Annotated in this window: 20 protein-coding genes and 1 other RNA gene; 11 read left to right on the forward strand and 10 right to left on the reverse strand. The window is 63.4% G+C overall.

Annotated features, from left to right (window positions below; genetic code table 11):
• The 7 genes from rnpB (at position 1) to ABVV53_RS08980 (ending at position 7,316) form a co-directional block, all read left to right on the forward strand.
• An RNA gene (gene rnpB, locus ABVV53_RS08950) (RNase P RNA component class A) lies at positions 1-447 on the forward strand.
• Positions 448-679: 232 nt separating this feature from the next.
• Entirely contained in the window at positions 680-1,099 is a 420-nt protein-coding gene (locus ABVV53_RS08955) for a VOC family protein (RefSeq protein ID WP_353984030.1), read from the forward strand.
• A 107-nt stretch (positions 1,100-1,206) separates the two neighbouring features.
• A complete protein-coding gene (locus ABVV53_RS08960) occupies positions 1,207-2,622 on the forward strand; it encodes a glycosyl transferase family protein (protein ID WP_353984031.1) in 1,416 nt (471 codons plus the stop codon).
• Positions 2,619-3,824, forward strand: coding sequence for a hypothetical protein (locus ABVV53_RS08965; RefSeq protein ID WP_353984032.1), 1,206 nt, complete (start codon positions 2,619-2,621; stop codon positions 3,822-3,824). The genes ABVV53_RS08960 and ABVV53_RS08965 overlap by 4 nt, the downstream gene beginning before the upstream one ends.
• Before the next feature lie 64 nt (positions 3,825-3,888).
• The gene (locus tag ABVV53_RS08970; RefSeq protein WP_353984033.1) at positions 3,889-4,803 is read left to right on the forward strand and encodes a sulfite exporter TauE/SafE family protein; all 915 of its coding nucleotides are present in this window, start codon (positions 3,889-3,891) and stop codon (positions 4,801-4,803) included.
• On the forward strand, positions 4,800-5,552 hold the full coding sequence (locus ABVV53_RS08975) for a TIGR02186 family protein (RefSeq protein WP_353984034.1): 753 nt from the start codon (positions 4,800-4,802) through the stop codon (positions 5,550-5,552). Before ABVV53_RS08970 ends, ABVV53_RS08975 begins: the two co-directional genes overlap by 4 nt.
• 84 nt (positions 5,553-5,636) lie before the next feature.
• Positions 5,637-7,316 (forward strand): ATP-binding protein, encoded by a 1,680-nt coding sequence (locus ABVV53_RS08980; protein ID WP_419956765.1) that lies wholly within the window; start codon positions 5,637-5,639, stop codon positions 7,314-7,316.
• A 16-nt stretch (positions 7,317-7,332) separates the two neighbouring features.
• On the opposite strand, the gene ABVV53_RS08985 is transcribed toward ABVV53_RS08980, so the two are convergent.
• The 3 genes from ABVV53_RS08985 to ABVV53_RS08995 form a co-directional block, all read right to left on the reverse strand.
• Positions 7,333-8,817 (reverse strand): MATE family efflux transporter, encoded by a 1,485-nt coding sequence (locus tag ABVV53_RS08985; RefSeq protein ID WP_353984036.1) that lies wholly within the window; start codon positions 8,815-8,817, stop codon positions 7,333-7,335.
• Positions 8,814-9,548: a 7-carboxy-7-deazaguanine synthase QueE gene (locus tag ABVV53_RS08990; protein ID WP_353984037.1), complete on the reverse strand. Its 735-nt coding sequence runs from the start codon at positions 9,546-9,548 to the stop codon at positions 8,814-8,816. Before ABVV53_RS08990 ends, ABVV53_RS08985 begins: the two co-directional genes overlap by 4 nt.
• Before the next feature lie 235 nt (positions 9,549-9,783).
• The gene (locus tag ABVV53_RS08995; RefSeq protein ID WP_353984038.1) at positions 9,784-12,432 is read right to left on the reverse strand and encodes a valine--tRNA ligase; all 2,649 of its coding nucleotides are present in this window, start codon (positions 12,430-12,432) and stop codon (positions 9,784-9,786) included.
• Between the two features lie 124 nt (positions 12,433-12,556).
• Between ABVV53_RS08995 and ABVV53_RS09000 the strand changes: the two genes are divergently transcribed.
• Genes ABVV53_RS09000 through ABVV53_RS09015 form a run of 4 tightly spaced genes read left to right on the forward strand, consistent with a single transcriptional unit; the run spans position 12,557 to position 16,157 of the window.
• Positions 12,557-13,675, forward strand: a complete 1,119-nt coding sequence (locus tag ABVV53_RS09000; RefSeq protein WP_353984039.1) for an ABC transporter permease — start codon at positions 12,557-12,559, stop codon at positions 13,673-13,675.
• The gene (locus ABVV53_RS09005) at positions 13,672-14,574 is read left to right on the forward strand and encodes an ABC transporter ATP-binding protein (RefSeq protein ID WP_353984040.1); all 903 of its coding nucleotides are present in this window, start codon (positions 13,672-13,674) and stop codon (positions 14,572-14,574) included. Before ABVV53_RS09000 ends, ABVV53_RS09005 begins: the two co-directional genes overlap by 4 nt.
• Before the next feature lie 9 nt (positions 14,575-14,583).
• Positions 14,584-15,522, forward strand: coding sequence for an MlaD family protein (locus ABVV53_RS09010; RefSeq protein ID WP_353984041.1), 939 nt, complete (start codon positions 14,584-14,586; stop codon positions 15,520-15,522).
• Positions 15,519-16,157, forward strand: a complete 639-nt coding sequence (locus tag ABVV53_RS09015; RefSeq protein WP_353984042.1) for an ABC-type transport auxiliary lipoprotein family protein — start codon at positions 15,519-15,521, stop codon at positions 16,155-16,157. Before ABVV53_RS09010 ends, ABVV53_RS09015 begins: the two co-directional genes overlap by 4 nt.
• Positions 16,158-16,174: 17 nt before the next feature.
• Here the strand turns inward: ABVV53_RS09015 and ABVV53_RS09020 are convergent, their stop codons facing one another.
• From ABVV53_RS09020 to ABVV53_RS09050, 7 genes are all read right to left on the reverse strand, one after another.
• Positions 16,175-16,618, reverse strand: a complete 444-nt coding sequence (locus ABVV53_RS09020; RefSeq protein ID WP_353984043.1) for a CAP domain-containing protein — start codon at positions 16,616-16,618, stop codon at positions 16,175-16,177.
• 215 nt (positions 16,619-16,833) lie between these two features.
• Positions 16,834-17,463: a L,D-transpeptidase family protein gene (locus tag ABVV53_RS09025; RefSeq protein WP_353984044.1), complete on the reverse strand. Its 630-nt coding sequence runs from the start codon at positions 17,461-17,463 to the stop codon at positions 16,834-16,836.
• A 23-nt stretch (positions 17,464-17,486) separates the two neighbouring features.
• Positions 17,487-18,119 (reverse strand): PEPxxWA-CTERM sorting domain-containing protein, encoded by a 633-nt coding sequence (locus ABVV53_RS09030; RefSeq protein WP_353984045.1) that lies wholly within the window; start codon positions 18,117-18,119, stop codon positions 17,487-17,489.
• 205 nt (positions 18,120-18,324) lie between these two features.
• On the reverse strand, positions 18,325-19,023 hold the full coding sequence (locus tag ABVV53_RS09035) for an ATP12 family chaperone protein (RefSeq protein ID WP_353984046.1): 699 nt from the start codon (positions 19,021-19,023) through the stop codon (positions 18,325-18,327).
• Positions 19,020-19,238, reverse strand: coding sequence for a hypothetical protein (locus ABVV53_RS09040; protein WP_353984047.1), 219 nt, complete (start codon positions 19,236-19,238; stop codon positions 19,020-19,022). Before ABVV53_RS09040 ends, ABVV53_RS09035 begins: the two co-directional genes overlap by 4 nt.
• Positions 19,235-19,885: an HAD-IA family hydrolase gene (locus ABVV53_RS09045; RefSeq protein ID WP_353984048.1), complete on the reverse strand. Its 651-nt coding sequence runs from the start codon at positions 19,883-19,885 to the stop codon at positions 19,235-19,237. The genes ABVV53_RS09040 and ABVV53_RS09045 overlap by 4 nt, the downstream gene beginning before the upstream one ends.
• Positions 19,882-20,457 (reverse strand): FMN-binding negative transcriptional regulator, encoded by a 576-nt coding sequence (locus ABVV53_RS09050; protein WP_353984049.1) that lies wholly within the window; start codon positions 20,455-20,457, stop codon positions 19,882-19,884. Before ABVV53_RS09050 ends, ABVV53_RS09045 begins: the two co-directional genes overlap by 4 nt.
• Positions 20,458-20,495: the final 38 nt, after the last annotated feature.

Genomic DNA, 20,495 nt, shown 5'->3' on the forward strand with positions numbered 1-20,495 from the left:
TCGGGGAGCCGGGCAGCCGCGTCGCTACTTGTTAGCGCCGAGGAAAGTCCGGGCTCCACGAAACGAGGGTGGCGGGTAACGCCCGCCGGGCGAGTCTTGCGAAGGCAAGGGGAAGCTTAGGGAAAGTGCCACAGAGAGCAGACCGCCGATACGCTCCTTGTGAGCGATAGGTAAGGGTGAAAGGGTGCGGCAAGAGCGCACCGCGCTTCCGGCAACGGTAAGCGGCATGGCAAACCCCACCCGGAGCAAGACCGAATAGGGGCTGCGCGCCGGCGTCAGCGAAAGCTGAGGGATCGGCGGGTTTGTTTCGGACCCAGGCAGCCCGGGTTGGTCGCTGGAGCGGCGCAGCGATGCGCCGCGTAAGAGGAATGGCTGCCCTTGCCGATACGGTCCTGCGATAGGATACCGTCGGCAAGACAGAACCCGGCTTACAGGCTCCCCGGCGTATTATGGCCTTCAGCTGAGCGGTCTCGCTTCAGCCTTGGGCGGTATGAGCGACTGACAATAGAGTCGCTGCTTTGCTGCAGGGTTGCAACAGCCCTGAATGTCGTCCGGTAGCGCGACTTGCGCCCAGGCATGCGGTCAGCCTAGTCCGAGAGCCTGGCACATGCTGTGCACCGCCGGCTTACCCGGCGAGAAACCGCTTTTTGGCTTTGAACGAAAAAAGGCAGACCTCCCCATGACCCGCTATCTGCACACGATGATCCGCGTGAGCGATCCCGATGCGACCATCCGCTTCTTCAATCTCATCGGTCTGGAAGAAGTTCGGCGGACGCGGAATGAGCAAGGGCGCTTCACCCTGATCTTTCTGGCCGCGCCCGGACAGGAAGGCGTCGCCGAGGTAGAGTTGACGTACAACTGGGATCCGCAGGAATATACCGGCGGCCGTAATTTTGGTCACCTCGCGTACCAAGTCGATGACATCTACGAGACTTGTCAAAGGCTTATGGACGCAGGTGTTGTCATCAACCGCCCGCCGCGGGATGGACACATGGCTTTCATCCGTACGCCGGACGGAATCTCGGTAGAGCTTCTCCAGGATGGCCATCTGCCCGTTCAGGAACCTTGGGCCAGCATGCCCAACGAGGGCACCTGGTAAGGCTCTGGAGCTATCCGGCGGCGAACACACGGCAAATCATGGTTACATAATTGTAAATGGCACGTCCCCTTGGGTACCTGTAGCGAGGTACCCTGGGGGTGCGGACCATGACAGTAGAGCTTCTGCGCGTTGCGCTGGGTGGGCTGCAGCTTTTGCAGCAGGAATTGCTGTATTTCACTGCGTTCTGGTTCGTGCTCGGCGCCTTGGATGAGATGGCCGTCGATCTCATTTGGCTCGGGCTGCGCCTCATGCGCGGGCTTCGGTCAGGACAGGTGGTGACTACTGCGGCCGGAAGGCCACTCTCCACTCCCCTTGCAGTGTTCGTGCCTGCGTGGAGAGAATCTGCGGTAATCGGCCACATGATCGGGCACGCCTTGCGCGTCTGGCCGCAGCGCGATCTGCGTCTTTATGTGGGGTGTTACGGAAACGACCCGGCGACTGTCGCGGCCGCCCTGTCAGGTGCAAACGGAGACGGACGGCTGCGGATCGTCATCCATGATCGAGCGGGCCCTACGACGAAGGCCGACTGCCTCAATCGCGTCTACCGCGCCATGTGCGAGGATGAACGGCGCGCTGGCGTCCGCTTTCGTGGAGTGGTGATGCATGATGCGGAGGATATGGTCCATCCCGAAGCGATCGGTGCGATCGACGCGGGTCTGGCAGAGGCGGACTTCGTACAGCTGCCGGTGCTGCCCGAGCCGCAACATCTCTCACCGTGGATTGCCGGTCACTATTCCGATGAATTTGCAGAAGCGCACGCGAAGGCGCTTGTGGTGCGCGACGCGATCAAGGCGCCGATCCCAGCTGCCGGGGTAGGCTGCGGTTTTGGCCGGGAGCGGTTAGAGGCGCTGGCGCACTTGCGCGCTCAAGAGGGCGGAGATGGGCCCTTCGCTTCCGAGTGTCTGACCGAAGACTACGAATTGGGGCTGCTCTTCTCGCATGCAGGCGGCCGCTCGCGCTTCCTGCGCCTGCGAGCTGCGGATGGAGGGCTGGTTGCCACCCGCGCGTACTTCCCTTCCACCCTCGAAACCTCGGTGCGGCAGAAGACCCGGTGGATACACGGCATCGCACTGCAGGGGTGGGACCGCCTCGGCTGGTCGCGCCGGCCGCTCGACGTGTGGATGCGGCTTCGCGATCGGCGAGGGCCGCTCATGGCACTGGTGTTCACGGCGGCGTATCTGTGGCTGTTCATCTCCGGCTTGCTCTTTGCGGCCAGACTCGCTGGCTGGATGACTCCTGCGCATCCAACCTCGCCCATGTTGCGGGCAATGTTGGTCTTGTGCCTGTTCAGTCTCTTGTGGCGAATGCTGATGCGGTTTGCCTTCACCACGCGCGAGTACGGAGTGCGGGAGGGGCTGCGATCCGTGCCGCGTATCTTCGTTGGCAATATTATTTCCATCATGGCGGGGCGAAGGGCTCTGTTCTCCTATGTGCAGACGCTGCGCGGCGCTGCGGTAGTCTGGGACAAGACCGAGCATCGCCATCACCCTGCCACCGTCTTGGCACAAGGAGCAGCGGCATGATCGCGGGACGCCGTCGCCGCGCACGCGGACAGCCGCTCGTCGTGCTGACGGCTTTGCTGCTGGGTTGGGCCGGCGCGCGCATCACCAGCCTCGGAAGCGAGGGTGGTCTTAGCCTGCCTGAGGTCGTGCTCACGGTGGGCACTGCGACGGCAGCCGCGGCGGAGAGTTCGGACGCGCCTCTCAGGACGGGGCCGCAGTCTTACGCGGGGACTGGCTATGGGGTGCTGCCGATGGGATTTTACGGCGCGCCGGTGCAGTACTCGCCCGCCCGAAGCGGCATGCGAGGAGGGCCGATAGTCGCAGCTGGTGGAGAAGGGCCGCACTTCCTTGCTCCGGGCACCTTCGCCCCGGCTCCAAGCCCGGCCGAGCCTGCGCTTCGTTTCTTTGACGATTTGCCGCGCGACCATATGACGCCTCCCGGACGCCGCGAAGACGGAATCTTCGCCGCAGCGCTGCCGAGCCTGAACGCCCAGCCGACTTCCGCAAGGTATGGAGAAGTGGCCGCGCTCCTGGGAGGGCGGATCGGAAAGCTTATCGGCAATGGTCGCCGATGGTCGGCAGATGCCTGGGCCTTGATACGTGACGATGGCGCAGCCGTGCTTCCCACGGGAGCCTTGCCCGCCACTTATGGGGCAAGTCAGGCGGGCGCGGTCCTGCGCTATCGGCTGGATATGCAGGACTCTCACGCGCCGACAGCGTACTTGCGCACGACGTCCACTCTGGGCGCCGTGAGCGAAACGTCCGCGGCCCTTGGTCTCTCCGTTCGGCCGCTCCCCGCCGTTCCGATCGTCGGCGCTATCGAGGGGCGGCTAACCGATCAGGCCGGATCGCGAAGGGTGCAGCCCGCCGCGATGGCGGTGACTGAACTGCCGGCGCTGTCTTTGCCTGGTGCGCTGCGCGCAGAGGTCTATGGACAGGCAGGATACATCGGCGGTCGTTACGCAACTCCGTTCGCCGACGGGCAAGTCCGTCTCGATCGGGGCTTGTTGAGCATAGGACGCTACGAAGCCAGAGTTGGCGCAGGCGTTTGGGGCGGTGTGCAAAAGGGCGCGTCGCGGCTGGACGCAGGGCCGACTGCAATTGTGTCCATGCCGCTAGCCCCCCGGGTATTCGGGCGGATCGGCCTTGATTGGCGGTTTCGCGTCACCGGAAATGCCGAACCCGGATCGGGCCCAGCGTTGACGGTAGGCGCCGGGTTCTAAAAACGACGTTCTTTTTTCGACGCGCCTTTTCTCGGGCACATGGGTGAGCTAGCGAGGCTTGCCGATGGACGTTTATCTGCCAATCGCCAACCTGTCCGTGAACGGGTTGATCATCGTTGGCCTTGGTGCGCTGACAGGCGTGCTCTCGGGCATGTTCGGCGTGGGCGGCGGATTCCTGACTACGCCGCTGATGATCTTCTACGGTATACCGCCCACCGTGGCTGCGGCCTCGGCGGCCAGCCAGGTGACCGGCGCCAGCGTCTCGGGCGCGTTTGCGCATTCCCGACGTGGCGGCGTGGACTACCAGATCGGCGGGGTCATGGTGGCGGGTGGCATCGTTGGCACCGGGATCGGCGCTGTGCTGTTCAACATTCTGGCGCAGCTCGGCCAGATCGACACCGTGATCAACATTCTCTACGTGCTGCTGCTCGGATCCATTGGTGCGCTGATGGCGCGAGAGAGCATTCAGACCTTGCGGTCAGAGCGGAGCGGGATTCCGTTGCCTGCTCGCAAACGGCGTCATCATCCTCTCGTCGCTCACTTGCCGATGCGCTGGCGGTTCTACCGCTCCGGACTCTACATCTCTCCATTGGCCCCCCTGCTGCTTGGTGTGCTGACGGGCATTCTGACAATGCTCATGGGCATAGGTGGCGGCTTCGTGCTGGTGCCTGCCATGCTCTACATTCTGGGTATGAGCGCCAACGTCGTTGTGGGCACGTCACTGTTCCAGATCCTGTTTGTGACGATGGCGACCACGATGATGCATGCGTTAACGACCAAGTCGGTCGACATCGTGCTGGCATCGCTGCTGTTGATAGGTTCTGTCACCGGGGCGCAAATCGGAGCGCAGTTCGCGCAGAAGCTCAGCCCCGTGAAGCTGCGGCTGCTGCTTGCGGTCATCGTTATTCTGGTCGCTCTGCGCATGTCCGTAGGTCTCGGCTTCAGGCCGGAGAACATCTACACGGTGGCGCCGCTGTGAGAGCTGCGCTCGCCGTTGTCCTGTTGCTGCTTCTGGGGGGCGCGCGCGATCCGATCCTGGTGCCGGAGGTTTCCCAGCACGAGGTTCTGCTGCGCCAGGGTTTTACCGGCACCGAGCTGCTGCTCTTCGGTGCGGTGCTCAACCCGGAGGGCACCCGCGCCGCCCAGGAGTACGACATCATCGTCGTTCTCAAAGGGCCCACCCACTCGATTGTGGTGCGCGAGAAGCAGAAGGTGGCGGGCATCTGGATCAACGCGGAAAGCACCGAGTTCCGCTCCGCGCCTTCGTACTATGCGATTGCCTCGACCCGCCCGATCTCCGAGATCGTGGATGAGAAGACCGCTGCGATCTACGAGTTGGGCCTGGAATGGCTGCAGCTCTCGCCGATTGGCGCGATCGAGCCAGACGAGCAGTTACGCTTCTCGCAGGGGCTGGTCGGGCTCAACGCGAAGAACGGTCTCTACCGGCAGGAGGAGAGCGCGGTTAAGGTGAGTGAGCAGGTGTTGTACCAAGCTCGGATCGCGCTGCCGTCAAGCGTGCCGATCGGTGTCTACACGGCAGAAACCTTTGCGGTGTCTGACGGCAGAGTGGTTGCGTCCGCCAGCAGCACGGTGGAAGTCCGCAAGATCGGTCTGGAAAGAGCCATCGCCGACTTCGCCGACCAACACGGCTTGTTCTATGGACTTCTTGCCGTCATCGTTTCGGTCGCCATGGGTTGGCTGGCTGGGCGTCTCTTCGCGCTGGTCTGAAGACGTACGGCCGAGCTTAGGCCCCCGTTAACTTGCGCTACCTAAAACGAAATCCATCTTCTTGGTCGTTCGGCAGCGGGAAAAATGACATTTCACACGTCCGATTTCGGGGAATCCCGACCCGCGCACATCTCAGATGTAGCCGCATATGCTCCCGGAGCCAGAAACCCGTATGCACCGATCGGGGTAGTCATCGAGATCGCCGGGGCCGGATCGAAGATTATGCTCGATGTTCCGCGACTGACTGAATGCTCTGTAGATGCCGACCCTTCAGTGGCGCTCTCGGGGCAGGTGGGTAGCCAGATCAAGGTGCGAGCTGGCGACAATTGGTTGCTGGCCAGCGTGCGCAGCCAGAAGCAGGACGGTAATTCCCCCGATGCTATCGTGGCCGTGATCGACTTCCTGGGCGAAGGACGGGGCGAAGCACAAACCGGGCGCATAGTCGACTTCCGGCGCGGGGTCACCGCGTATCCAATTCCAGGATCGCTGGTCTACCCTGCGACGGACGAGGATCTGCGGCAGGTTTATGCAAGCACGGGGCATGCCGCGATCCAGATCGGCAACGTTTTCCCCACGAAGGATATTCGCGCCGGCCTCTACATCGACGCCCTGCTGGGAAAGCATTTTGCGCTGCTCGGCTCGACCGGTACCGGCAAGTCGACTGCCGCCGCGCTGATCCTTCACCGCATCTGTGAGGCAGCGCCCGAAGGCCACGTGGTGATGATCGATCCCCACGGAGAATACGGCGCCGCGTTTCGCAACAACGGCGTCACGCTCGATGTCAGCAACATGCAGATGCCGTATTGGCTGATGAACTTTGAGGAACACTGCGAGGTGTTCCTCACCGCGCGAGGAGACGAGCGCCAAGAAGACGCCGAAATCCTGGCCAAATGCTTGTTCGAGGCGCGCATGCGCAATCGCCTTTCCCAGGAGTTGGGCAGGATTACGGTCGATGCGCCGATCCCTTACCTGCTTTCCGACCTGACGGCGGTCGTCAACGCGGAGATGGGCAAGCTCGACAAGGGCCGGACCACTGCGGGGTATCTGCGGATCAAGAACAAGATCGAGGAGATCAGGGCCGATCCGCGCTACCAGTTCATGTTCTCTGGCATGCTGGTGGGCGACACGATGGCGGAATTCATCGCCCAGCTGTTTCGTCTCCCGTCTGACGGGAGACCGATCTCGATCATCGATGTTTCTGGTGTGCCCTCCGACATCACCTCGACCGTGGTCGCCGTGCTCAGCCGGCTGGTGTTCGACTTCGCCGTGTGGGCCCGCGACGAGAGCACGCAGCCAATCCTGCTGGTCTGCGAAGAAGCGCACCGGTACGTGCCGAACGAGAGGAACGCCGATGGTTCATCGGTCGGTCGCATCCTGTCGCGGATCGCCAAGGAAGGCCGCAAGTACGGTGTCTCGCTGGGCCTCATCACGCAGCGCCCGTCTGACCTGGCGGAGGGCGTGCTGTCGCAGTGCGGCACGATCATCGCCATGCGCCTCAACAACGACCGCGACCAGGCTTTCGTGCGCGCCGCCATGCCCGAAGGGGCACGCGGCTTTCTGGATGCCATCCCGGCCTTGCGCAATCGCGAGTGCGTGATCTGCGGCGAGGGCGTGTCGATCCCGATCCGCGTTTCCTTTGACGACCTTGAGGAGTGCAAGCGCCCTGCTTCCTCCGATCCGTCGTTCGTGCAGCTGTGGAGTGAGAGCGGTGGCGAGGAGGCGCTGGTCCAGCGTGTTGTCCAGCGCTGGCGCTCCGGCCGCTGAGCCTCTCCCGCTGGGATCAGGCGGCGGGCGCTCCTGACCGCGGCGGCAGGGCGTTCGCCTGCCGCCAACGTCCATACATGTAGTACGGCACCGTCAGCAGTACCGATACGACCGATCCCACCGGGTAGGCCCACCACACGGCGTCTCCACCAATATAGGGATAGGCGAGGGCGTAGAAGCCCAGCCGTCCCGGGTAGAGCGCCAGGAACAGGATGATCATCGGCACGACGACAACGCCATAGGCGCGCATCGTGCCCGACAGGATCATGCTGATGCACATCAGCACGAACGACCATGTGCAGATGAGCTGCATATGCTGCGCGATCGGCATTGCCGGGCTGTCACTGCCGAGGAACAGTGCCAGAAGCGGCTGGTCTGCGAGGACGATCAGCGAGGCGAGCGCCATCGACATGGCGAGCGTCGCGAACAGGCCCACGCGGGTGACTTCGCCCACGCGCTGGTGCTTGTTGGCCCCGATGGCCTGGGCAACCATTGCACTGACGGCCGAGCTTACGGCGAAAGCGGGCATCTGCAGATAGTTCCACAACTGCAGGGAGGCACCATAGGCTGCGGCCGCGTTCAGTCCCTCTCGGTTGACGAGCCCGATCATCACGAGGCCGGCCGAGGAAGCCAGCAGCATCTGCGCGCCCATCGGGATGCCTTTGGTGATGACATAGCGCAGCGCCTCGCCTCCCGGCACGAGGTAGCGCAGTTCCGCACCGCGGAGGCGCAGCGGCAGATCCTGCGAATAGATCCGCTGCAGCTGATAGCTCAAACCCGCGATGTTGGCGAAGGCGGTCGCCATGGCCGAGCCGGTGATGCCCAGCGAGGGGAGAGGTCCCATACCCATAATCAGCACGGGGTTGAGCACCACGTCGACGGCGGCGGTCAGGATCATGGCGTAAAGTGGAGTCTTGGAATCGCCGGCGCCGCGCATCCCCATCGACACCATCATCGACACGACGCCAAAGGGGATCGTGATGAAAACCACCTGAAGATAATCCAGTGCCATGGTCGCGCTGGCAGCGGGGGTGCCGAGCGCATCGAGGATGTCCGCCGCGAAGAACCATCCCACCACGGCGGTTGCGATGCCCAGCACGATGCAGAAGCCGACGCCGGTGCCGAAGTTCTGCCGGGCCGCATCGAAGTCGCGCGAGCCGAAGAACTGCCCTACCCGAACCGTCGTCGCAGTGCCGAAGCCGATCACCAGCGCAAACAGCATGAACATGATGATGTTGGCGTTCGCGGTCGCTGCCAGCGCGCTTTCGCCCAGCAGCCGACCGACCCAGATGGCATTGATCGAGCCATTCAGCGTTTGCAGGACGCTGCTGATCAGCATCGGGATGGAGAACATCAGCAGAGTGCGAAGGATCGGCCCCTGCGTCAGGTCTCCGCGAAGGGCCTCCGCCGCTTCCTGCGGCGTGCGAGGCGGCGGCGTCTGCGGCAGCGGCTGAGTCTCGGCCGCATTTTCTGCGATGGGGATCGGAGACGCCTCGTTCATGTCCCTCTTGTGTCCCCCCATAAGTGGATGTGCAGGCGGTCGGTGAACCGCAGGCCATGGCGCAGACAGACGTCGGCCAGCCAGCCCTGACGCCCGCGCAACTCGGCTGTAGAGCGGCCTTCCGCCATCAGGAACAGGCGGTCCCCCGGTATTGCGTACTGTCGCTGCAGTTCCAGCACCTCTTCCAGATCGTCTTCGTCGGCTACGACGAACTTGAAATAGGCCCGCTCGTCCGCGGCCCATGCGCGAAGACGCTCAGGAATGAGCGCCAGCTCGGCTGCATTGCCGCTGTGCGAGAGCTTAGGGCTGACGTTGAATTGCTGCACGAGAGGGTCGAGCGCTGCGTGGGGCGCGACCGTGCCGTTGGTTTCGATCTCGACATGCATGGCTGGCAACAAGGTGCAGAGGCGGGCCAATGCCGCTCCCTGGAGCAAAGGTTCGCCGCCGGTGATCACCAGCCGGTCGGGAGAAAGCGCGGCAATGCGAGCTGCGACGTCTTCTTCAGGCAGCGTGAGCTGGTTGGCAGTGCGCTCGAAGGCGAGGTCGTCCCGGTGGGGGCGGTTATCGCCGGCAAAGCGCCAGGTGTAGGCAGTGTCGCACCACTGACACGCCAAGTTGCAGCGGGAGAGGCGAAGGAAAGTGGAGGGGCGGCCGATCGAGGGGCCCTCTCCCTGCAGCGACGCGAATAGCTCGGGCTCGCCGGGTGTGGTGGTGGCGAGAGTCAGCGGCATGGTCGAGCCGTGTGGTTGCCGCAATTGCCGGTGTCCTGGACACAAACGGCCACCGCCGGATTTCCGGTGTTCTCAGAAGCGTGACGCGCAAGACGAGTGGCCGGAATCATCCGGCCGCAGATGGCAGATCAACTCGGCGTAGGAAAACAATTTGTCTTACGCTCCGCCGACGAGGCACCTTCCCTTTCCTCCTCGCCACTCCCTCGGCCGCGGGAATGACGAGGGGTCGGGAGCGTTAGCCCAAGCGCGCCAGCGCCGCTGTCAGCCGCTCCGCTTCGGCGGCATGAGCAGCATGATCGGCGCGGGCCTTTTCCACTGCTTCCGGCTTGGCCTTGTGGACAAAGGCGGGGTTCTCCAGCCGCTTGCCAAGCGAATCCCGCTCTTTCTGGGAGGCGGCGAGGGCTTTTTCCAGCCGCGCCTTTTCCGAGGCGATGTCGATCACGCCCTCCAGCGGGATCGCCAACATCGCATCTCCTGCACCGACCTGCATCGCAGCACCCGCCGGTGCGGTTTCAAACCGAATGGCATCAAGGCGCGCGAGGCGATCGATAGCAGCGCTGTTGCGGCCGATGATAGCGCGGGTCTCGTCGGATGGCTCGGCGACGTAGGCTGTGAGTCGCGCGCCGGGGGCAATGCTAAGTTCCGCTTTCGCGCCGCGCAAGTTGCCAACGAGCGCGATCAGCCACTCGACCTCGGCCTTGGCCTGTGCATCCACCTGTGCATCGGGCTCAGGCCACTTCGCGACGATCAGCTCGTAGGGGCGAGCGCCCATTTTTGACCACAGCTCTTCGGTGACGAAGGGCATGAAGGGATGGAGCATGACCAGAATCTGATCGAGGACCCAGCCGGCGACGGCTTTCGTCTCCTCATCGAACTGCCCCTTGATGAGCTCGATGTACCAGTCGCAGAACTGGTTCCAGACGAAGTGGTAGATGGTGTTGGCGGCGGCATCGAAACGCAAGTCGGCCATGGCCTTGTCGAGCGCCGCGACGGTCTCGACGACCTCTCCGACAATCCAGCGGTTCACGGCGTTCTTCGCCTGGGGAGCCGCTACGGAGGCGCTGGCGGTAATGCCGTTCGACTGGCAGAAGCGGGCCGCGTTCCACAGCTTGGTGGCGAAGTTGCGGTAACCCTCGACCCGCTTTTCATCCATCTTCACGTCGCGGCCCTGGCTCTCCATGGCCGCCATGAAGAAGCGCAGCGCGTCGGCGCCGTACTGGTCGATCAGGCCGAGCGGGTCGACCACGTTGCCCTTCGACTTGGACATCTTCTGCCCATCGGTCGCACGCACAAGACCATGGAGGTAGAGCCGCTTCCACGGCACTTCCTTCATGAAGTGAATGCCCTGCATCGCCATTCTCGCATCCCAGAAGAAGAGGATGTCGAACCCGGAGATGAGCAGGTCGTTCGGGTAGTGCTTGGCGAGCAGCGGCGCATCGGCGTCCGGCCAGCCCAGCGTGGCGAAAGGCCACAGCGCGCTGGAGAACCAGGTGTCGAGGACGTCCTCGTCGCGGCTGAGTTTCTTATTGCCGGCCTGCGCCTGCGCTTCTTCTTCGGTCTCTGCGACGTAGATGGAGCCGTCCTCGGCGTACCATGCGGGGATGCGGTGCCCCCACCAGAGCTGGCGCGAGACGCACCAGGGCTGAATGTTCTCCATCCAGTTGAAGAAGGTCTTCTCCCAGCTCTTGGGCACGATCTCGATGGCGCCGGAGCGGACGGCTTCGATCGGAGCCTTGGCCAGCGTTTTCGCATCGACGTACCACTGGTCGGTGAGCCAAGGTTCGATCACCACGCCGCCGCGGTCGCCGTAAGGCGTCTGGATCACGCGGTCCTCGATCTTGTCGAGCAAACCGTCCTGCTCCATCAGATCGACCACGCACTTGCGGGCTTCGAAGCGGTCCATGCCGATCAGCTGTCGGGGGATCAGCCCGTCGGCGGTCTGGCAAACCTTCGCTTCGGCATCGAGCATGTTGAGCATGTCCGCAGCCTTGATGCCGGCGCGCTTGCCCACTTCGAAGTCGTTGAAGTCATGGCCCGGCGTGATCTTGACCGCGCCCGAGCCAAGCTCGGGATCGGCGTGCTCGTCGGCAACGATGGGGATTTCGCGCCCGGTGATGGGCAAGGTCACGGTCGCGCCGCGCTCCAGCAAGTGCTTGTAGCGCTCATCGCTGGGGTTCACCGCCACAGCCATGTCGGCGAGCATCGTCTCAGGCCGCGTGGTGGCGACCGAGATGTGGCCCGAGCCGTCCGAAAGCGGGTACTTGAAGTGCCAGAACTTGCCGTCGATCTCGCGCGTCTCGACCTCAAGGTCCGAGATCGCGGTCTTTAGGCGCGGGTCCCAGTTCACCAGCCGCTTGTCGCGGTAGATCAAGCCCTGGTTGTAAAGGTCGACGAAGGTTTTCACCACAGCGCGGGTGAAGTGCGGGTCCATGGTGAACTGCTCGCGCGACCAGTCCATCGAGCAGCCCAGGCGGCGAAGCTGGCGCGTGATGTTGCCCCCGCTCTCGGCCTTCCAGTCCCAGACCTTCTCGACGAAAGCCTCGCGCGAGTGGTTGGTGCGCTTGTCGCCCTTGGCTTCGAGCTGGCGCTCGACCAGCATCTGCGTGGCAATGCCCGCGTGATCGGTGCCGACCACCCACAAGGCGTCCTTGCCGCGCAGGCGCTCATAGCGAACCACCACGTCCTGCAGGGTATTGTCCAGCGCATGGCCGATGTGGAGCGAGCCCGTGACGTTCGGGGGCGGATTGACGATAGTGAACGGTGCTGCATCCGGGCGCTCAGGCCGGAACAGGCCAGCGCCTTCCCAGTGCTGGTACCATTTTGCCTCGATCGCTGCCGGATCAAAGGTCTTGTCAAGCATCGTAGCTGCGCTGTCCTCGGTCATGACCGGCCTTTGCCAGCGCGGCTAACCGGGTGCAAGCGCGAGAGCGCGGCTCCCCCTCTCGCCCTCTTGTCGCATCTTTGGAACCCCTTGCCGCGCCGGGTATTATCCCCCATGACGAGGGCGCATGCGGGAACGGGCTAATTTTACTCTTGCCGAGACACGGGAAGATGGTGTGCCCACGCTGGCGCTGACCGGCCCTTTGCGTATCTACGCGCTCGGCAATCTCGACGCCAAACTCGACGCCGTCGACGCAGGCAGCGTCGGCCGTGTCGATATGTCCGGGGTTTCGGATATCGACACGACCGGCGCATGGCTGATCCAGCGCTTCGCGCGCGATCACAACGCTGAGATCGTAGGGCAGAGCGAGAAGACGCGCCGCCTCTTCGCCGCCATCGGTGAGCTCGACAGCGAGAAGGCGGAGTTCGAGCAGCCGGCAGGATTGGCGACCCGCACCTTGGCGGAAGTGGGAGACGTCATCTCCGGATGGGGGCATGGCTTCGTTCGGATTGTGGGCTTTCTGGGTGACACCATGTTCAGCATGGCTGCGGTGGCACGTCATCCATCACGGCTTCGGGGCACCGCTATGGTGCACCACATGCAGTACATCGGCGTCAATTCGCTGTGGATCATCGGGATGATGAGTTTCCTCATCGGCATCGTGATCGCGCAGCAGGGCGCCGTGCAACTCGCGCAGTTCGGCGCCGAGATCTACACGATCAACCTCACCGGTCGTCTATCCATGCGCGAACTCGGCATTCTCATGACCGCGATCATGGTAGCTGGACGCTCGGGTTCCGCCTTCGCAGCGCAGCTTGGCACGATGAAGCTGACCGAGGAAATCGACGCGATGCGCACCATTGGCGTATCGCCGATGGAGGCACTCGTGGTGCCGCGGGTGCTCGCCGCCGTCCTGATGATGCCGCTGCTCGGCTTCTATGCTTCGATCATGGCGATCATCGGCGGAGCATTCATCTCGAACTTCGCGCTCGACATCCCCTTCTTCACCTTCCTGCAACGGACCCAGGAAGTGGTGCCGATTACCGACGTCTGGATCGGCCTTATCAAGGCGCCTGTCTTCGCCCTGATCGTCGCTTTGGCCGGCTGCTATCACGGCATGCAAGTGAAGGGCAGCGCCGAAGAAGTTGGTCTTCGCACGACACAATCGGTGGTCACCGCAATTTTCACCGTGATCGTGCTCGACGCGTTCTTCGCCATCTTCTTCACCGAGATTGGCTGGGCATGAACGCGGATCAGGCTCTTCAGGACGACGCTCCGCCGCAGCAGGAACCGAGGGATTTCGAACACCCGATCGTGGTGCATGGCCTGCGCAATGCGTTTGGCGATCACGTCATCCACGATGACTTGTCCCTTGAGGTGCGTAAGGGGGAGATTCTGGGCGTCGTAGGCGGCTCGGGTACCGGCAAGTCGGTGCTGATGCGCTCGATTATCGGACTGCAGCAGCCCTCTGCGGGCGACGTCTGTGTTCTCGGTCAGAACATGACCGAGAAGGCCGACGATGACGAGATCGACATTCGCTCGCGCTGGGGCGTGCTGTTCCAAGGCGGAGCGCTCTTCTCCACGCTGACCGTGGGCGAGAATGTCGAAGTGCCGCTCAAGCAATTCTATCCGGGGATGAGCGAGTCCCTGCGCAGCGAAGTCGCCCGGTTCAAGGTTCGGCTTTCGGGTCTGCCGGATGAGGCGTCGTTCAAGTATCCCTCGGAACTGTCGGGCGGCATGCGCAAGCGTGCCGGCCTGGCGCGGGCGCTGGCGCTCGACCCTGAGCTTCTGTTCCTCGACGAGCCGACTGCCGGCCTCGATCCGATCGGCGCCGCCGCGTTCGACGAGCTGACCCGGGAACTTAAGGAGACGCTGGGACTTACGGTGTTCCTGATCACGCACGATCTCGATACGCTTTACGCAATCTGTGATCGTGTGGCCGTGCTGGCGGACAAGAAGGTCATTGCAGTCGGCACGATCCCCGAACTGCTCGCGCTCGACCACCCCTGGATCCAAGAATACTTCAACGGCCCGCGCGGGCGAGCGGCAGACACCAGCCGCGCGCGTCAGGCGGAGCACGCACTGCCGGCAGGTTCTGCAAATGGCGGAAACAAGACTGGCGAAGTGAACGAGGCGGGAGCATAGGACGAGACGATGGAGACAAGGGCAAACCACGTCTGGGTCGGTGCAATCACCCTCGCTTTGCTGGCGCTGCTGGCCGGATTTGTTATCTGGATCGCGCGTCTGAACCAAGGCGCGCAGAATGAGTACGATATCTTCTTCAGGCAGTCCGTGGATGGGCTCGCGAAGGGGTCGGGTGTCGACTATGCCGGGGTGCCGGTGGGGCAGATCAGCCAGATCGAGCTATGGCCGCAGGACCCCAGCTTCATCCGCGTGCGCATCCGGGTGGACGAGAAGGTGCCGATCACCGTTGGCACCACAGCCACCATCCAGGGCAGCTTTACCGGCCTCTCCGATATTCAGCTTGAGGGCGCGGTCAAGGGCGCCCCGCCCATTGTGGAACCCGGCCCAGAGGGTGTTCCGGTCATTCCGACGAAACGCGGCGGACTGGGCGAGATCCTGGCGAACGCGCCGCTGCTGCTGGAGCGGCTTGCCACGCTGACCGAGAACCTCAACTTGTTGCTGAACGAGGAAAATCGCCGATCGCTGACCGGTATTCTCGCGAACACCAACAAGATGACGCGCGACATTGCCGCTGCCACGCCGGAACTTCGGGGTACAATGGTGGAGCTGCAGAACGCGCTGGCGCAAGCGACGATGACCCTGCGCGCGTTTGAAGGCGTCGCTCACAAGGCGGACTCTCTGCTTGGAAGCGAAGGCAACTCGCTTGCGGTTCAACTTCGTGAGACACTGAACGCAGCGGAGGGGGCGATGCAGCAGCTCAATAACACTCTTGAGAGCGCTCAGCCCGCGCTCGATCGCGTCTCAGGCTCGACGATACCTTCTGCAGAAGCAGCCATTCGAGACCTGCGCGCTACCACGCGGGCGCTGCGCAACGTGACCGAGAAGGTCGACCAGCAAGGGGCAGGGGCGTTGATCAAGGGCCCGAAGCTGCCGGAGTATGAACCGTGAGTCAGAACATGAAGCTGGTCTCGATCATCGGAGGCGCTCGCATGTTATCCAGCGTTAGAGGCGGTACATTCGCCGGAGTCATCAGTCTGGCTCTTGCAGGCTGCGTCAATCTCGGCGGCAAGGCGCCCGAGCAACTCATCAGCCTTTCAGCAAACACCCGCGAGCAGGTTGGGCCGGTGACGACCGCGAACATGGCTGATGCCATTGTCGTGCTTGATCCCGAAGCGGATCGCAGCCTTGATATGCTGCGGGTTCCGGTTCGAATCGATCCGGCAACGATCGCCTACCTCAAGGATATAGCCTGGGTAGAGAGGCCAGCACGCCAGTTCCGCGCCCTGTTGGCTGAGACCTTGCGAGCCCGTACAGACCGGATCGTGGTGGAAGATGGTGATTACGACGTGGTCGGCCGCACCACCGTGTCGGGACGGCTCTTGTCTATGGGCTACGATGCGCCAAGCCAGTCCGTGATCGTACGCGTCGACATGCGGCGCGAAGAGCAAGGCGGCGCGATCACTTCGCGGCGTTTCGAATCGATCGTGCCTGGTGTGCAGCCACAGGCGGAACCCGTCGCTGCAGCGCTCGGTCGCGCCGCGAACGATGTGGCGGATGAAGTGGCAAGCTGGGTGGTGCAGTAGGCAGCGCGGCGAGGGGCCTAGAACGGCGTCTCACCGAGGTAGTTTCCAGCCTCGCTATAGCGGCACACGAGTACGTCCTCTTCGTGGCCCCTTGCCGTCGCACATCCGACTTGCCGGGTTCTACGCCAGATGAGCTGCGTATAATGGCCCACGTCCTCGACCCGACCCGTCGTGCTGTTGTTCGGGAAAGTGCCGGGGCGGAAATGCCGCTTCTCGCGGACCCAACCGTCGACCATCGCCTCAAGTGAAAAATAGCCCTTGGTGCCGGCCCAGAGGTTTTCGCCTTGCGGATCGGGTATCCGTTCCGGAGCATGTTTGAACTGGCCGGTGCTGGCGAGGTGGTTGGCCCATTGCCGAGCGGAAGCAGCAAGCGCGGGGTTCCACTTCAATGGTTCGATGCCCATGGCATGACGTTCACGGTTGTGAGCGGCCAGGACGCGATGCTCGAAATTCCCCCTCATGTTCGTCGCCCCGATCAGGGCGGGAGCGCTCGCCAGCAAGGCAAGGCAGCTCATAAGCCTCAGTCCACAGCCTGACACGGTTTGATGCTCCGAAAGAGATCGGAGCATCCTGGCGGGAAGAGGTCACGAGGCGGTTTGCTGGTATGGTTAGCGGGTCGTAAGGATTGTGACTTGTTGCCGAACTGGTTGGAGTGATCGGTTCGACAGGATTCGTGTCAGATTGAGCTGGGGGGCTGTCTAGCAGCGATGATGGCCACGCGGTCTCCTGGCTCGACTTGTGCGAACAGAAGCCGTGCAAATTGCAGGGGTACGCCGATGCAACCGTGAGTGGCCGCGGATGGACGCACATCGCTGGCGTGGATCGCGATGCCGTCACCCGTCAGCCGGAGCATATACGGCATCTCGGCGTCGTAGAGGCTGGAGCGATGCTGTTCGGCCTTTGCCAGAACAGGGTAGACTCCGGGAGGCGTGGGTTTGCTCTTCGCTCCATAGAGGATGAGAGCGGATCCGATTTCATGACCGGCCCGGAATACGGAAATGGTTTGAAGCGCCAGATCCACCCGGATCCAGACTTGCCCGGGCGGCACTCCCGAATCGTCCCAGACGTATTCGCCGTAGGCATGCGGAGCGGCCGTGTTCAGCAGGCTGTGGACGACGCGGCGCTCGCCATCGGGAAGCCTCAAGACGGGGTACTGGCCCACGGGATAGTTAATGCGCGTGCCAGAGGGTTCCGCGCGTTTGATCCGGGGCGCTTGGGGCTCGCCGCTCGGACTGGTGAGAAGCACGAGTGCAAGCGCCAGGCCGGCAAGCAGCGGTAACCCGAGAACCGCGATCCGGCGCAACATGGGCGGCGCAACCTATGCCGTTGTCAGGCGCCGGCTGGGAGCCGCGTCTGGCGCCGGAGTGCGGCACCGACAAATCCCAGGCCGAGGATAAGCAGCATCCAGGTCGCTGGCTCGGGAACGGCTGGGGGCGGTGGAACCGGGTTCCCGCCCTCTACCGGAGGGGCCCCGATCACCGGGCCGCCTGGAGGGAAAGGCAGATAGCCAGAACCGACGTCCGGAATGTAAGGCGAGCGGAACGCAGGGCCAGGAACGCTCGTCGGCAGCGGGACGGCGTCAAGGGACAGGCCTTGCGGCGCCACGTTCGGCGCGCCCGGCGCAATCTGTAGCGGTCCGCCTGGACGTATCCGGACGGGTGACAGCACTCTTTCGCGCGGTATGACCACGGCCGGGCGCGGTCGCGACCGGGGAGCTGCCGCAAGCCGCCTCTTGGTCCGGAACAGCGCGCCATCTGCCCGGGCGCCGGGCGAGCGCGATGCAAAGATAGACAACGGACTGCGCGCCGCACTGGCTGCCGTGCCTCCCGCCTGCGGGCGAGACGTGAAGCCGAACATCGCGCCGGCCAAAGCCACAAGGGCGATTGCGCACAGCATCAGGATCTTGCGCTGCGAGAGCGTAAGTCCCGAGAAAAGTTGATTAAGCGCCCTCAAGATCTGCACCCCCACCGTTCTATCGGGCCAACACGCCGGCTTGGTCGCTGGTTTCTCACCAAACCGGAATGGACCGGTCTGGCAAAAGGCATCCGCCGTACACTTGGCGGCTCATCCATCTGAAGCCATTGACCTTGTCCACGCATCTGCACGCAAACGCGCCAAAATGCTGGCAAGGAATGCTCGATTATGGAGTGTTGTGGGTGATCGTCGGTCAGGCAGGGCAGGCGAGGGACGCGAAACGGGCCGCAAGGGTGAAGGCCTCAAGGCGCTCCTTTCGGCGGTCCTCCGCTTCGGCATCACGGCCCCAGAGTTCCGCTTGCCATTCCTCCTCCAGGCTCGCCGCACGCCAGAGCGCTGGAATGTCCGCGCCCGGTTCAATCGCCAGCAAAGCTATGCTGAGCGACGCAGAAAGGCTTGCCAGCATACGTAGCGCGGCGAGTGGGAAGGGGCCGAGTGCTTCCAGTTCGGTCCGCAGGGTCGCCAAAGTCTCCGGCGGCTGTGGCTTGTGCACAATTCCCGAAACACGCGAGAAGCGAACGCTAAAGCGCTCCTCGGCGCGCGTAAGCACTGGCTCCCAGATCTCGATCTGGCGACGGTGCAGCGGCTCATCGGGATCGGCGCGATAACACAGCGTGTCGGTTTCGGCATAGGGCAGGAGCCCGGCCACGGCATCTTCACGCCCGCCGGCAATCGCATCCAGGGCATAGTCGGTGAGGTCGCGCAGGGGGAATGCGGATGCATCGATGGTCTCGCCCTGTGCCTCCCACTCCTGCGCCAAGGCTTCTGCCAAGGCCCGGGTCGGCACGCGTTGCGGCACCCCGCCTGGTGTCTTGATGCTGCGACCGTCGAGCAGGACTCGCCAGCCTGCCTCATCCTCTGCGACAGTGACCGACTTGTAGAAGCGCTTCACTTCGGAGTTCTCCATTTCCGCACCAGCATGGCGGGAATGACGAAGACATCGACAAGGCCGTTGGCGATGAGGAGGTAGCCGAACCAGACCGGACCCCAGCCGAACACCGAAGCCCGCTGCGTGGCGATCAGCATCCCCAGGACAACGCACGCCACGCCAGCGATGCGCACCGCATTGATCGTGAAGAAGCGCGCGCGCGCGGGATCATCGCTCATGCCAGAAGCACCTTGACCAGTTGTGCGGGGCTCTCGACCACCACATCGGCGCCGGCTGCACGCAATTCATGCGGATGGTGGTAGCCCCAGTCCACGCCGATGCCGCGCACTCCGGCATCCCGGGCCATCTGCATGTCGTACGCAGTGTCGCCAATCATCACTGCTTCCTCCGCCTGCGCACCCGCTTCATAGAGCGCGGCTTCCAGCATGGCGGGGTGCGGCTTCGACGGATGATAATCCGCCGTTTGAAGCGTGACGAACAAGTCCGCGACATCGTTTGTGGCCAGGCAATGCGACAGGCCCCGTGCCGACATGCCGGTGGCGACACCCAGCGTCCATCCTGCAGCGGAGAGGCTGCGAAGGACCTCCTTTATCCCGTCGAAAAGCGGCTGAGACAGTCGCCCATCGCTGCGGGCGGTGCGAAAAGCCTCCTTGTAGCTCTCGGTCAGCGCTTGGTGCACATCGTCCTCGCTGTCCGGGAGCAGGACGCGCATGGCTTGCGGAAGGGAAAGGCCCACGGCGCGACGGATCGCGGATCGCTCAGGCGCGGTCAGCCGTTGTGCCGCAAAGGCGGCTTCCATGGCTTCGCAGATGCTGGCTTGCCCATCGATGAGCGTGCCATCGCAGTCGAATACCGCCAGCTTCATGTGATCAGATCCCGCATCAACCGCGCGACGCCGGTTGCACCTGCCTCTTCCAGTCCGCGCGCCACGCGCTCACGTTCCTGGCCAGACTTGTTTTGCGAGAGTTTGAAGGTGGGGCGCCATTCGCGCACTTCCAACTCAAAGCCGACGATCTCCGCAATCATTGCGTTGACGTCATCAGCGGGCACTTGGTCGAAGGTAGAAGGCGTGCCGTTCGAGAGACGTGCCTCGTGGGTCGCGATCAGAGTGGCCAACTGGCGGCGCAAGCCGTCTTCGTCCAACTCCCGCACATAGCCTTCCAACTCGACGCTCACGTAGTTCCAGGTGGGCACTTGTGCGGGCTTGGAATACCAGCGGGGCGAGACGTAAGCGTCCGGGCCATTGATCACGCAGAGTGCCGTGGCCCCCGGCAAGTGCGGCGCTATGGCATTGCGCCGCGCGACATGGAACTGCACCGCGCCATCATCCGTCCAAAGAACCGGCGCGTGAACCACGCGCGGCCCCTCTGGTGTGCCGGCGAATATCATGCCGAACCCGACGTCTTTCACCAGCGCCTCGCACAGTGACTGGCTCACGGCGGGCTCTTCCGGACGGAAGCAAGAGTCTGGGTGCA

This window comes from Novosphingobium kalidii (assembly GCF_040534015.1).
GTDB classification, from domain to species: Bacteria; Pseudomonadota; Alphaproteobacteria; order Sphingomonadales; family Sphingomonadaceae; genus Novosphingobium; species Novosphingobium kalidii.

What these genes read in the sequence shown, in the direction of transcription:
- ABVV53_RS09045 (WP_353984048.1), bottom strand. Translation starts at nt 19,885, where the DNA reads ATGAAGCTGGCGGTATTCGACTGCGATGGCACGCTCATCGATGGGCAA.
- ABVV53_RS09005 (WP_353984040.1), top strand. Translation starts at nt 13,672, where the DNA reads ATGAACGCGGATCAGGCTCTTCAGGACGACGCTCCGCCGCAGCAGGAA.
- ABVV53_RS08970 (WP_353984033.1), top strand. Translation starts at nt 3,889, where the DNA reads ATGGACGTTTATCTGCCAATCGCCAACCTGTCCGTGAACGGGTTGATC.
- ABVV53_RS08985 (WP_353984036.1), bottom strand. Translation starts at nt 8,817, where the DNA reads ATGAACGAGGCGTCTCCGATCCCCATCGCAGAAAATGCGGCCGAGACT.
- ABVV53_RS09040 (WP_353984047.1), bottom strand. Translation starts at nt 19,238, where the DNA reads ATGAGCGATGATCCCGCGCGCGCGCGCTTCTTCACGATCAATGCGGTG.
- ABVV53_RS08960 (WP_353984031.1), top strand. Translation starts at nt 1,207, where the DNA reads ATGACAGTAGAGCTTCTGCGCGTTGCGCTGGGTGGGCTGCAGCTTTTG.
- ABVV53_RS09020 (WP_353984043.1), bottom strand. Translation starts at nt 16,618, where the DNA reads ATGAGGGGGAATTTCGAGCATCGCGTCCTGGCCGCTCACAACCGTGAA.
- ABVV53_RS08955 (WP_353984030.1), top strand. Translation starts at nt 680, where the DNA reads ATGACCCGCTATCTGCACACGATGATCCGCGTGAGCGATCCCGATGCG.
- ABVV53_RS09010 (WP_353984041.1), top strand. Translation starts at nt 14,584, where the DNA reads ATGGAGACAAGGGCAAACCACGTCTGGGTCGGTGCAATCACCCTCGCT.
- ABVV53_RS08990 (WP_353984037.1), bottom strand. Translation starts at nt 9,548, where the DNA reads ATGCCGCTGACTCTCGCCACCACCACACCCGGCGAGCCCGAGCTATTC.
- ABVV53_RS08995 (WP_353984038.1), bottom strand. Translation starts at nt 12,432, where the DNA reads ATGACCGAGGACAGCGCAGCTACGATGCTTGACAAGACCTTTGATCCG.
- ABVV53_RS08965 (WP_353984032.1), top strand. Translation starts at nt 2,619, where the DNA reads ATGATCGCGGGACGCCGTCGCCGCGCACGCGGACAGCCGCTCGTCGTG.
- ABVV53_RS09000 (WP_353984039.1), top strand. Translation starts at nt 12,557, where the DNA reads ATGCGGGAACGGGCTAATTTTACTCTTGCCGAGACACGGGAAGATGGT.
- ABVV53_RS08980 (WP_419956765.1), top strand. Translation starts at nt 5,637, where the DNA reads ATGACATTTCACACGTCCGATTTCGGGGAATCCCGACCCGCGCACATC.
- ABVV53_RS09025 (WP_353984044.1), bottom strand. Translation starts at nt 17,463, where the DNA reads ATGTTGCGCCGGATCGCGGTTCTCGGGTTACCGCTGCTTGCCGGCCTG.